This is a genomic window from Pedobacter rhizosphaerae (assembly GCF_900111155.1).
Lineage (GTDB): Bacteria > Bacteroidota > Bacteroidia > Sphingobacteriales > Sphingobacteriaceae > Pedobacter > Pedobacter rhizosphaerae.
On sequence record NZ_FOGG01000001.1, the window covers coordinates 106,875 to 119,325 of the forward strand.

Genomic DNA, 12,451 nt, shown 5'->3' on the forward strand with positions numbered 1-12,451 from the left:
TAACTTTATTTTTTCATCAACCGGTGAGGGTCCTCGGTGTAATATCGAGGTTAATAGGGAATCGTGTGAAAATCACGAGCTGTCGCGCAACTGTAAATCTTGTCTGTAAAAAAGACAACAGTTTTATCATTAATGCCACTGTACTTTTAAGGTATGGGAAGGCGATAAAATTGGGGATAAGTCAGGAGACCTGCCTTAATCGAATTGACGATGCTTTCGCGTTATAAAGCCATTGGTCAGGTCTGATAGGTACAATAGAATATAATTTTATTCCGTTTTGCTCGAAGCATTTTTGCAGATGAGCGGATACATTATGCCTCAAACTTTTCCACTGAATTATAGCGCAAAGCATTATAAAATATTGCACAAAGAGCTTTTAATGATTTTTTCACTTAATCTTTAAAAGAATGCAAACGCAAAATCTGGGCTATCCGCGAATAGGTAGCCAACGCGAACTGAAAAAAATCTGCGAAAATTATTGGGCAGGAAAAACAGGTTACAAAAATGTACTCCAGGTGGGTAAAAACATCCGCCATGAAAATTGGCAGTTACAAAAAGAAGCAGGAATTGATATTATCCCTTCCAACGACTTTTCCTTCTATGATCATGTGCTCGATCACTCCTTAATGTTTGGTGCCATCCCTAAAAGGTACAATGAAGTGATATTGAAAAAGGGAAATGCCGAACTAGATCTATATTTTGCCATGGCCAGAGGCTATCAAAAGGAAGACTTGGACGTGGTTGCCATGGAAATGACCAAATGGTTCGACACCAATTACCACTATATTGTTCCGGAATTTTATAAAGACCAGCCTTTTAAACTATTTTCTACTAAAATTATCGACGAGTTTTACGAAGCCAAGCAATTGGGCATTAAAAGTAAACCCGTATTGATTGGTCCTGTTTCTTACCTTCTTTTAGGAAAAGAGAAGGAGAGTGGTTTCGAAAAAATCGACCTGTTTAAAAATCTTCTTCCTGTATATATCGAGATTTTAACCCGATTGGTTGCGCTGGATGCAGAATACGTTCAGTTTGATGAGCCTTTCCTGACTTTAGATCTTACAGAAAAGGAACAAGCTGCCTATCAGCATGTTTACAAGGAAATTAGAAAAGCTTTTCCTAAATTAAAAATTGTATTAGCCACCTATTTTGAAGGTTTAGGCAATAATCTGGCCTTAACCACCTCACTCCCTGTCAACATATTACACATTGATTTAGTCCGCGCAGAAAGTCAACTCGAAACCGTTATTGCCTCACTTGGCGAAGATAGAATATTATCGCTTGGTTTGGTTGATGGTAGAAATATCTGGAAAAACGACTTCTCTAAATCCAGCGCAATTATTAATCAAGCCGTACAAAAGCTTGGATCAGAAAGAGTTTGGATAGCTCCATCATGCTCGCTTATTCACTCGCCCGTAGATTTAGACAACGAAACGGATGAACAAAACCTAGCTGCAGAAGTTAAACAATGGCTGTCTTTTGCTAAACAAAAAGTAACCGAGGTAGTTATTTTAAAGAAATTAGCTACGCAAGAAAGCCCTGCATCTACCCAGCAAAAATTGGAAGAAAACCTGATTGCCATTAATAACAGGGAAACTTCAACCCTCATTCACAATCAGGCAGTAAAGCAACGTGTTCAGGCTTTAGAAGAGAAAGATGCCGAAAGGTTAAATCCTTTTTCTACCAGAAAAGTTAAACAGCAATCGTTAAACTTACCTCAATATGCCACTACCACCATCGGTTCTTTCCCGCAAACAATCGAAGTTAGAAGCTGGAGAGCTAAGTTTAAAAAAGGCTTATTTACCACAGAAGAATACAATAGCTTAATAGCTGAAGAAACTGCAAAAGCAGTAAAATGGCAGGAAGAAATTGACCTTGATGTTTTGGTTCATGGCGAATTTGAACGCAATGACATGGTAGAATATTTTGGTGAACAACTGGCTGGTTTTGCCTTTTCTAAAAACGGATGGGTGCAAAGCTATGGCTCGCGATGTGTGAAGCCTCCAATTATTTTTGGTGATGTTTCTCGCCCGAAACCCATGACGGTAAAATGGACTTCTTATGCACAGTCGTTAACTTCCAGGTACATGAAAGGGATGTTAACGGGCCCTGTAACCATCTTACAATGGTCGTTTGTAAGAAATGATCAGCCACGCGCTGAAACCTGTACTCAAATTGCCTTAGCAATTCGTGATGAAGTTGTTGACCTGGAAAAAGCGGGCATTAAAATCATTCAGATTGATGAACCTGCCATTAGAGAAGGGTTACCTTTACGCAAAGCAGATTGGCAAAATTACCTAAACTGGGCGGTTAAAGCATTTAGAATTTCTGCGAGTGGGGTACAAGATGAAACACAGATCCATACCCACATGTGCTACTCCGAATTCAATGACATTATCCAGAACATTGCAGATATGGATGCCGATGTGATTACCATAGAAACTTCCCGTTCTCAGATGGAACTTTTAGATGCCTTTGCAGATTTCAAATATCCAAATGAAATTGGCCCCGGTGTTTATGACATCCACTCTCCAAGGGTGCCTAAAAGGGAGGAAATGATTACTTTACTTCAAAAAGCACAATCAGTAATCCCAGCAGAACAACTTTGGGTAAACCCAGATTGCGGCCTAAAAACCCGCGGTTGGGATGAAACTAAAAAAGCGCTCATTGAAATGGTTGAAGCCGCGAAAGAGATGCGAAAAACAGTACCCGTTTTAGCTGCAGACTTTCAAATCAATTCCTATTAAACTTCGCTTTGGCAACTTTCTCAACAGAAAGTTGCCAAAGTTTTTTACAGATCATACCTTTAGCCCATGACCCTAGAAGAAAGAATAGAAAACTCTAAAACCAGTATTTTTAAAGCCGTATTCCCGAATACCACCAATCATTACGACACTTTATTTGGTGGAACAGCCATGCACATGATGGACGAAGTAGCCTTTATCACTGCTACACGTTTTAGCCGGCAAATAATGGTAACGGTAAGCAGCGACAGAATAGATTTTAAAAAACCCATCCCTGCAGGTTCAATTGTAGAATTGGTTGGTAAAGTGATCCATGTAGGAAATACCAGTCTGAAAGTAAATGTAGAAATTTACATCGAACAGATGTACGCAGAAGGCAGAGAGTTAGCCGTTCACGGCGATTTTACCTTCGTAGCCATAGATGAGCATAAGAAACCTGTTCAGGTTATCAAGTAATCATTGTAAAACATCCGGAAAAAGATATAACAGTTCATTATCCTAACCACTTAGCTTTATTCAATTATGGAAAATCAACCTACAATAGAAGATTTAAAAGCCATTGCCAAACAATTAAGCTGCCCTGAAGGTGAGCATGGTGTAAAAACAGGGGAGGTAATGAACGTTAACAATATCGGAATGACGCAGGCTGCCATAGATGCGCTAAGCCTTCAACCTCATGATCATATTTTAGAAATTGGACCTGGGAATGCCGGGCATCTTGCCTATCTGTTAAAAAAAGCCAGTAACCTCCAGTATCAGGGAGCCGATATCTCTGAAACGATTCTTGCTGAGGCCAGGAAAATAAATGAACCTTTTATCGCAGCAGCTCAGGCCAGTTTTGAACTTACAGATGGCGAAACTTTACCTTTTCCAAGTGACAGCTTCGAAAAAATATTCACGGTTAATACCCTCTATTTCTGGAAGAATACAGGCGATTATTTACAAGAGATAGAACGTGTTTTGAAGCCGGATGGATTATTCGTCCTGTGTTTTGCAGATAAGACCTTTATGGAAAAACTTCCTTTTACCCCTTATGGCTTCCAATTATACAACCTTTCTGAATCCGAGAGTTTATTGGTTAGGAATGGCTTTAATGTTATAAAGAAAATCACGAACACCGAAGAGATAAATAGCAATGCCGGTTTCAAAGTGACCAGAGATTACCATGTTATCATTGCAAAACGATAGTTTTAATAAAGAATCAGGTACAAGTAGGCATAAACAACAGGAGCCGCTAATAAAAGGCCATCAAAGCGATCTAAAAGCCCTCCATGGCCTGGCAGTAAGCCTCCACTGTCTTTAGTGTCTAAGCTTCTTTTCAACATAGATTCAACCAGGTCGCCCAGGGTACCGAAACTGGCAATTAGCACAGCCATTCCAACCCAAATTATAGCCACATTTTCTGTAAAGATAAAAGACAGGCCAATTGCTACCAGTACGCTGGTAAACATTCCACCGAAAAATCCTTCCCAGCTCTTTTTTGGAGAGTGCCTTTCAAATAACTTACGTTTCCCAAATTTCATCCCAAAAAGATAAGCTCCGGTATCGTTTGCCCAAAGCATCAGTAAAAAAGCCAATGGGAAATGAAAGTTATAATGATTCCAGTCTTTTAAAAAGCCCAGGGCGTGAAAGAAGCAGAAGGGGATGGTAACATAAACAAAGCCCACAAAGGTGTAAGAAATATTTGCGAATGGAATTTTATTCTTCTTGTAAAGCTCTGTAATGAAAACCGAAAAAATTAACGGAATACAAAGCAGCAAATATTTTACATCATACTTCAAATAATGTAATCCTGCAGCCATTAAAAAAATCAGGGCTCCTGCAACTAATCCGATATTTCTATGTGGACGAATACCAGAGTTTTTAATCAGTTTATAAAACTCAAATAAAGATAATACACTTAGAATCAGATAAAAAACAGTAAAAACATAGCTATCTAAAAGAATAGATGCCAGCATGACTATGGTAAAGAAAAAAGCGGTTATTGCCCTGGTTTTCATTTAGGTTAGCGTAAAAGGTGTAAGATTTAAAGTCGTTCTGATTGCATTAGTCAATTTCATTTTCGACAATGTATTCAATGGCCTTATCAAAATCAGCTTTGTGAACTAAAACATTAATTTCTCCAATGTGATAGGCAGAGAGCTGCTTATTCATGGTTACTGCCGGAATTCCTGCTTCTGTTAATCCTTGTTTCAATACTTCGGCTGCAAAGGCATCGGCCGTTGTATATACCTTAATCCAATTTTCGCTCACGCTGTGCTATATCTTTAAAAAATTTAAACAAAGCTATGGTAATTATTGCACTAATTAAATACCCATACCATGGAAAGCCTAAAGGTTCGTCTGCTTTATCTAAGGGGATATGATGCTTCTGCATATATAATGCCGCACAAACCGCATACGCATTATTGATAAAATGAGCTGCTATTGCATACCAAATGCTCTGACCGTAATAATAGAGGTAACCAAAACCAGCACCCAAAAGCATTCGGGGAACAAAGCCATAAAATTGCATGTGTATGGCACTAAATAGAATGGCAGCAATCCAAATGGCAGCATGATGATTTCCAAAAGCCCGATATAAACTTCTCTGAACGCCGCCTCTAAACATTAACTCTTCACCTATAGCGGGAAGAACAGCAATCACAATTAAATTGATGATGAAGTCCCAATTGTTCCTAACCGTTATTAACTTTATGGTTGTTTGCATTGCTGCATCTTCCATGGTCTTCATCCATACCTGAATATCCTTTAAGAAATCCGGAAAGATCATTTTTTGATTAGTCAGCGTAACCCATTCCATTATCGGCATACTCGCAATCATGATGATCAAAACCATCCCCAAGAGTAAAAATGCAGGCTTTTTAAAGCTATAAAAGGTGGTGATTTTTTTTCGCTCAGTAATGGCCAAAGCCAGCGCAGGAACAGCCATCAAACCAATTGAAGTGCTTAAAGATTGAAGAATTTTAAATGCATTCACATTATCAGCAGTAATCTCCTGACCCAAAATCTCTTGCAATATATTTAAACCATAAAAAGGAATAATGATTCCCAAAGCCAGTACACTGAAGATCAATGAACCCAAAATAGCGTAAGCTAAAAGTAAAAGTAATTGCAAGAAAGGATTGATTTCCTCTCGGTTAGGTGTTACAAAATTCATTATTTGTACCTTTGTATGTTTTTATAAGTGTTGAAGATAGAAAAATGTCTGTAAAGATAGGAAATATAGATTTAGGGGAGTTCCCGCTTTTACTTGCGCCAATGGAGGATGTGAGTGATCCGCCGTTCCGTTATGTGTGTAAGCAAAATGGAGCCGATATGATGTACACGGAATTTATTTCTTCTGAGGGATTAATCCGCGATGCAGCAAAAAGCATACAGAAACTGGATATTTTCGAATATGAAAGACCCATCGGGATTCAGATTTTCGGTGGCGATATTGAGCACATGCGTGAAGCTTCAGAAATTGCTTCTGCCGCTAACCCTGATCTGGTTGATATTAACTATGGCTGTCCGGTAAAAAATGTGGTTTGCAAAGGGGCAGGCTCCAGCTTATTGCAAGACATTGATAAAATGGTGAAAATGACCGAAGCCGTTGTTAAGGCCTCTCATTTACCTGTTACCGTAAAAACCCGCTTGGGCTGGGATGACAACACTAAAAATGTTTACGAAGTTGCCGAGCGTTTGCAAGACGTAGGTATTCAGGCTTTAACTATTCACGGCCGTACCAGAGCACAACTTTATAAAGGTGAAGCAGACTGGAGCCTCATCCGTGAAATTAAACGCAATCCACGAATTAAAATTCCAATTTTTGGCAACGGCGATGTAGATAGTCCGGAGAAAGCAGCCAACTGGCGGATGGAGTACGAAATAGATGGAATTATGATTGGCCGTGCGGCAATTGGCTATCCCTGGATTTTTAGAGAGGTTAAACACTTCTTTAAAACCGGAGAGCAACTTGCCGGCCCAACCATTGAAGAAAGAATTAATGTGTGCAGAACACACTTGGAAAAATCTATCGCCTGGAAAGGCCCTAAGACTGGTATTTTTGAGATGCGCAGGCATTATGCCAATTACTTTAAGGGCTTACCAGATTTTAAACCTTACCGAATGCGCCTGGTGGCAGAGCCAGATATCAACAACATTTACAGCATATTAGAAGAAGTGGCAGAAAAGTTTGCCAATTACGACGCCACAAAAGTAATGGCTTGATTTTTGAAAAGCATTTTGTACATTCGTATATATCACCATGGTTACAGCAATTACAGATGGAGTTAAGGTTTCGGTAGAAACCGTTTACCAACCGGAGTATTCCAATCCTTCGAATGAGCATTTTATGTTCGCCTATCGTGTAGAGATATCTAATCTTACAGATTATGCTGTGCAATTGCTGCGCCGTCAATGGTTTATATTTGATTCTAACAGTAGCCGCAGAGAAGTAGAGGGAGAGGGTGTTGTTGGCTTACAGCCGGTAATCAATCCCGGAGAAACACATGTTTATGTTTCAGGCTGTAATCTTAAAACAGATATGGGCAGTATGCGCGGAACTTATTTAATGAAACGTTTAATGGATGAAGCAGAATTTGATGTCGACATTCCTGAATTTCAATTAATCGCTCCCTACAAACTCAACTAATATTTTTACATTTCTAATTAACGGTCGTAGCGAGACGCTACCAATGCTGTTAACTTAATCAATTCGATCTGAAGATGCTGAAATAAATTCAGCAGGACGAATTCGAAAAATCAACTTGATCTGCGGGAGGCCAAGTACCCTGAGTAGGTAGTAGCGAGACGCTACAAACAGTTAAGTTTAAAGCTAAATTTTGTCTGTCTGAGCCTGTCGAAGACCTCAATAATTGACTGGATATAAACCACTTAAAAAACATTAACTTCATAAAAGACCGCTACAGCTCCATTGCCCTAAGTTTTTAGACGGTCGTAGCGAGACGCTACAACCAGTAATCATTATTGATTAAAAATCAATTCGATCTGAAGATGCTGAAATAAATTCAGCAGGACGAATCGGAATAATCAACTTGATCTGCGGGAGGCCAAGTATCCTGAGTAGGTAGTAGCGAGACGCTACAACCAGTTAAGTTTAAAGCTAAACTTTGTCAGTCTGAGCCTGTCGAAGACCTCAATAATTGACTGGATATAAACCACTTAAAAAACATTAACTTCATAAAAGCCCGCTACAGCTCCATTGACCTAAGTTTTTAGACGGTCGTAGCGAGACGCTACCAATGCTATTAAGTTAAGCTTTTTGTCATTCTGACGCAGTGAAGAATCCCCATGCGATGAAGCAGTCATGTACATTTAGCACTGCCCTATTAACGATCTGTATGCGATCAAAACAGATTCTTCACTGCGTTCAGAATGACATGTAAAGGTCATAGCGAGACGCTAAAACGGGATATTGTGTTCATATCTCCCGCAGATTAAAGAGATTAGATGATCAGGCTTCTGTTTTCTTATATGGCTTACATGGTTCAAATTTTTACCATTTAAGAAATGAAAGCATGAATAAGTTTCAATCTACCGGTTGGTATCCCTACCAACCGGAATATTTTCTTAATTGTAACCTCTCCAATGCGCAAGGTAATGAGTCTTAGCGAGACGCGAACAATGCTATTAAGTTAAGCAAAATGGTGTCAGTCTGAGCCTGTCGAAGAACTTCTTAATAAGTCGAAAACTAAAATGAATTGTCCTTCGACAGGCTCAGGATGACAATCCATTTTAGTTTTCTCCTTAAGTTAATAGCATTGGAGACGCTACAACCAGTAATCAGTCGTAACGAAATTATTAATTAAAAATCTATTCGATCTGAAGATGCTGAAATAAATTCAGCAGGACGAACTGGAAAATCAATTTGATCTGCGGGAGGCCATTTGAACAAAAAAAAGCGGCAAGGGATAAGCCTTAACCGCTTCGTTTTTCATAGCTAGTATTTTTTAATCTCTGCTTCTTCCAAAAAGCATAGAAGCGTAGTATAACAGGTTGGCCAACGCTCCTACAGCAGCTACAACATATGTCATTGCGGCCCACCATAAAGCATCCTTTGCCTGAGTATTTTCCTCTTGCGTTTGCATTACCCCTCTATTATTTTTTAACCAGGCTAAAGCGCGGTTACTTGCATCAAATTCTACAGGTAATGTTACTATGCTAAATAGTGTAATCAGGGCCAAACCCACCACTCCAATAGCCAAAACAATTGGGTTTCCAGTGAAACCGATCAACAAAACACCTATTAATAATACCCACTGTAACAGATTAGAAGAAATACTTACCACAGGTACCATCGTGCTTCTCAGGTTTAACCAAGAATATGATTTTGCATGTTGTACGGCATGTCCGCATTCATGAGCGGCCACTGCTGCTGCTGCAACACTTCTACTGTAGTAAACGTCAGTACTTAAATTAACTGTTCTATCTGTTGGGTTGTAATGATCTGTTAATTGTCCCTCGGTACTCATCACCTTCACATCGTAAATCCCACTATCGTGCAGCATTCTTTCTGCTACCTCCTTGCCCGATAAACCTGAGCTAAGCTGCATTTCTGCGTACTTAGAAAATTTATTCCTAAAGCGCCATTGCACAAACATGCTCAGCAATAATACCGGGACGATTAATATTAAATAAACTCCCATTTTCCTTATGTATGTTTTTCATTCGGATTATATCAAAAAGCGTTCCCATATTATTTGATGATCAAAATATCTTACATTTATCAAATGAATTCCTCCTTTTCATATTGGGAACAGACCAGTTTCTTTAACTATGACATCGTGGTTACAGGCAGTGGAATAGTGGGTTTAAATTGCGCTATTCACCTAAAAAAAACTTATTCAAATTTAAAGATAGCTATACTTGAAAGAGGTTTTTTACCTTCTGGGGCAAGCACAAAAAACGCCGGTTTTGCTTGTTTTGGAAGTATTTCTGAACTCATTGAACAAGAAAATCTAATTGGAACAGACCGCCTTGCTAACCTAATCGAAACCAGATGGAAGGGCTTGCTTAAGCTGCGTAATTTATTGGGAGATCATAACATTGATTATCAATGTTTAGGCGGTTACGAATTATTTAAAAAAGAGGAAGAAGTTTCTTCCATTCGAAGTGTAGCGAAAATTGAACATTTTAATAAACTGCTTACAGATGTTGTTGGAAAGAACACCTTTTCACCAGCCAATGAAAAAATTAATGCTTTTGGGTTTGACCAAGTAGACCAACTTATTTTTAATCAATACGAAGCTCAGATTGATACCGGAAAAATGATGTTTTCGCTGATTTCCTATGCTCAACAGCTCGGCATAACCATTCTCAATAACTGTGAGGTAGAAGAGATTAGAAATGAGGCAACAAGTGTCTATTTAAAAACCAATGCCGGCGATTTTCAATGTAGTCGGCTGGCGATTGCCACTAATGCTTTTGTTCAACAACTTTTGCCAGAACTGGATGTTAAACCCGGAAGAGGGCAGGTATTGATCACGAAACCCATTCCAGATTTAAAATTAGCCGGTACTTTTCATTACGATAAAGGATTTTATTATTTCCGTAATATCAACCAAAGGATTTTACTCGGTGGCGGAAGAAATTTAGATTTTGAAACAGAGCAAACCAGCCAATTCGGGGAAACTAATCTCATTCAATCTTCTCTGGAAGAACTGCTAAAAACAGTAATTCTGCCCCAACACCATTTTGAAATAGACCAGCGCTGGAGTGGAATTATGTCTTTCGGTTCAACACTAGAACCTTTAATCAAAACGGTTAGTCCAAATATCTGCTACGCAACCTGCTGCAATGGAATGGGAGTAGCTATTGGTTCACAAACTGGAGAAGATTTAGCAAAAGAAATGATAAAACTACTTTAGCTGACCCAACATTACATCTATTTTCTCCAGGTAACTGCCAGGTACAATCCATCGGTCTACTTCTTTCCTCCAATAACCTAACTTCTCCTTATTTTTTAATTTAAAATATTGAAAGGCAATACTATAAGCTATATCTGCTTTAGCGGTCTCATCTTTACAATCACCTAACGCCTGGCGGTATATTTCTTCAGCTTCATCCATTTTATTATTGTTGGTCCTAGCAAAAACCTCATTTTTATAAAAATTGCAGTTATTTTGCCCCGCGGCATACAAAGCATCGTCTAAATAAGGCCTAACCCTTTTATAGCGCGCTTGCTCATTGTAAGCCAAAGCATACTCCACGTCCAATCCAGGATAATTGTCGTTAATTCTTCTCGCTGCATTTATATATTTTAATGCGGTTTTTTGTTCTCCCCATTTATTGTAGGTATAGCCCAACCTAAAAAGTCAATTGATATCATTTTCCCCCGTGTTATAGAACGATAACCAGGTTGGGGTTTCTAAAACACCCAGTTCTTGAAACCTATTTTTTGGTAAAAGCGCAACTTACACAGCGGTAGGTGAGATTCTAATCTTAGCTGGCTCATGTTTTCTTACAACAAGTTTATCATCATCCAGGGTAAGCTTCCCTCCACACTCAATGTAAGTCCTGCAGAATTATCGAGGTAAACAAAACCATAAGCATAGCTGGAGTCGGTAGACGCTACAATCCATTTGTTTTCGCAATCCAGCATTCGCTGATCAAACTTAAACCCATTTTGGGCATTTATTGTTGTAGCATAGAGCAACAATAGCGCAGTTAAGAATCTCATAGTAAACATTTTGCGTGTAATACAAGATATGAATTTTCCAGGAATGAGTTGGCGGTGAATTTGACTGTTTAATGCAGAATGATGATCGTTCACTCGTCCAAAAATAAATCTATTTAAATACGATTGTTTTATTTCCACTTACAAAAACCCGATCCTCCACCACTAATGCCAGCGCATCTAAAAGTACTTTCTTTTCAATTTCCTTTCCTGCCCTTACCATATCCTTTACACTAAAATTATGGTCAACGGGCGAGGTATGTTGCGTAATGATCGGTCCCTCATCCAAATTGTTGGTTACAAAATGTGCCGTAGCGCCAATAACTTTAACCCCTCTTTCAAATGCCTGTCGGTACGGATTTGCCCCTATAAAAGCAGGTAAAAACGAGTGGTGGATATTGATAATCTTACCTTCATAATCTTTAACAAAATCTGCTGAAAGTATCTGCATAAATTTAGCGAGAACGAGATAGTCAACTTCAAAGCGATTGATTACAGACTTTATTTCTGCTTCAAACTGGCTTTTATCCTTTCCTACATGCGAAACATAAAAATAAGGAATACCCAGTTTTTCAGAAAAATCCCTTAATTCTTCATAATTACCAATCACACATTGTACCTCAGCACCAAGTGTTTTAAATTGGTTCTTTATTAAAATCTCTGCCAAGCAGTGGTATTCTTTGGTTACTAAAACAGCAATTTTTTTCTGCTGTTGCGTAATCAGATTTACTTCAGCTTGCTCAGGAAGGCTTTTTAGGAGTTCATTTTTTAACTGCGCTACACCCTCTAATAATCCGGTACATGCAATACGCGTAAAAAAAGCTTTATTTTCTTCATCTACAAATTCTCTCATGGCTATAATATTCAACTGGTGAATGGCCAGAATATTGGTGATGCGGGTTACTAGGCCCACCTGGTCAGGGCAAGAGATCAGTACGGTTAACTCGTTCATTTATACTATTTAAAGTTCAATGATAATTATTTTTTGTGGCTTAACATAGCTTTATTTTGACGAATTATTTTGGTA

Annotated in this window: 13 protein-coding genes and 1 riboswitch; of the genes, 6 read left to right on the plus strand and 7 right to left on the minus strand. The window is 38.7% G+C overall.

Annotated elements, in window-relative coordinates; all coding sequences use genetic code 11:
* The first annotated feature begins 10 nt into the window (after positions 1-10).
* A riboswitch (cobalamin riboswitch) is annotated at positions 11-212 on the plus strand.
* A 195-nt stretch (positions 213-407) separates the two neighbouring features.
* The 3 genes from metE (at position 408) to BMX11_RS00475 (ending at position 3,932) form a co-directional block, all read left to right on the plus strand.
* A complete protein-coding gene (metE, locus tag BMX11_RS00465) occupies positions 408-2,747 on the plus strand; it encodes a 5-methyltetrahydropteroyltriglutamate--homocysteine S-methyltransferase (protein ID WP_090879691.1) in 2,340 nt (779 codons plus the stop codon).
* 66 nt (positions 2,748-2,813) lie between these two features.
* Positions 2,814-3,200, plus strand: coding sequence for an acyl-CoA thioesterase (locus tag BMX11_RS00470; protein WP_090879694.1), 387 nt, complete (start codon positions 2,814-2,816; stop codon positions 3,198-3,200).
* 66 nt (positions 3,201-3,266) lie between these two features.
* Entirely contained in the window at positions 3,267-3,932 is a 666-nt protein-coding gene (locus BMX11_RS00475; protein ID WP_090879697.1) for a class I SAM-dependent methyltransferase, read from the plus strand.
* A 2-nt stretch (positions 3,933-3,934) separates the two neighbouring features.
* Here BMX11_RS00475 and BMX11_RS00480 read toward each other — a convergent pair whose 3' ends face one another.
* The 3 genes from BMX11_RS00480 to BMX11_RS00490 are packed head-to-tail and all read right to left on the minus strand — an operon-like array spanning position 3,935 to position 5,904.
* Entirely contained in the window at positions 3,935-4,744 is an 810-nt protein-coding gene (locus BMX11_RS00480; RefSeq protein WP_090879701.1) for a phosphatidate cytidylyltransferase, read from the minus strand.
* Positions 4,745-4,790: 46 nt separating this feature from the next.
* Positions 4,791-4,997: a putative signal transducing protein gene (locus tag BMX11_RS00485; RefSeq protein WP_090879703.1), complete on the minus strand. Its 207-nt coding sequence runs from the start codon at positions 4,995-4,997 to the stop codon at positions 4,791-4,793.
* Complete coding sequence (locus BMX11_RS00490; RefSeq protein ID WP_090879706.1) at positions 4,978-5,904, minus strand: CPBP family intramembrane glutamic endopeptidase; 927 nt, start codon at positions 5,902-5,904, stop codon at positions 4,978-4,980. Before BMX11_RS00490 ends, BMX11_RS00485 begins: the two co-directional genes overlap by 20 nt.
* Before the next feature lie 44 nt (positions 5,905-5,948).
* Between BMX11_RS00490 and dusB the strand changes: the two genes are divergently transcribed.
* A complete protein-coding gene (gene dusB, locus BMX11_RS00495) occupies positions 5,949-6,956 on the plus strand; it encodes a tRNA dihydrouridine synthase DusB (RefSeq protein WP_090879709.1) in 1,008 nt (335 codons plus the stop codon).
* Positions 6,957-6,993: 37 nt separating this feature from the next.
* Positions 6,994-7,380 carry a Co2+/Mg2+ efflux protein ApaG gene (gene apaG / locus BMX11_RS00500; RefSeq protein ID WP_090879713.1) on the plus strand — a complete coding sequence of 129 codons (387 nt, stop codon included), beginning with the start codon at positions 6,994-6,996 and terminating at the stop codon, positions 7,378-7,380.
* Positions 7,381-8,698: 1,318 nt separating this feature from the next.
* Here the strand turns inward: apaG and BMX11_RS00505 are convergent.
* Complete coding sequence (locus tag BMX11_RS00505; RefSeq protein WP_090879716.1) at positions 8,699-9,394, minus strand: zinc metallopeptidase; 696 nt, start codon at positions 9,392-9,394, stop codon at positions 8,699-8,701.
* A gap of 84 nt (positions 9,395-9,478) precedes the next feature.
* Here BMX11_RS00505 and BMX11_RS00510 point away from each other — a divergent pair, with 84 nt between their 5' ends.
* Complete coding sequence (locus BMX11_RS00510) at positions 9,479-10,615, plus strand: NAD(P)/FAD-dependent oxidoreductase (RefSeq protein ID WP_090879719.1); 1,137 nt, start codon at positions 9,479-9,481, stop codon at positions 10,613-10,615.
* On the opposite strand, the gene BMX11_RS00515 is transcribed toward BMX11_RS00510, so the two are convergent.
* The 3 genes from BMX11_RS00515 to purU form a co-directional block, all read right to left on the minus strand.
* Positions 10,607-11,053, minus strand: coding sequence for a hypothetical protein (locus BMX11_RS00515; protein ID WP_090879722.1), 447 nt, complete (start codon positions 11,051-11,053; stop codon positions 10,607-10,609). The two genes, BMX11_RS00510 and BMX11_RS00515, sit on opposite strands and share 9 nt — an antisense overlap.
* A gap of 155 nt (positions 11,054-11,208) precedes the next feature.
* Positions 11,209-11,427 carry a hypothetical protein gene (locus BMX11_RS00520; protein WP_090879725.1) on the minus strand — a complete coding sequence of 73 codons (219 nt, stop codon included), beginning with the start codon at positions 11,425-11,427 and terminating at the stop codon, positions 11,209-11,211.
* 109 nt (positions 11,428-11,536) lie between these two features.
* Positions 11,537-12,376: a formyltetrahydrofolate deformylase gene (gene purU / locus BMX11_RS00525; RefSeq protein WP_090879728.1), complete on the minus strand. Its 840-nt coding sequence runs from the start codon at positions 12,374-12,376 to the stop codon at positions 11,537-11,539.
* Positions 12,377-12,451: the final 75 nt, after the last annotated feature.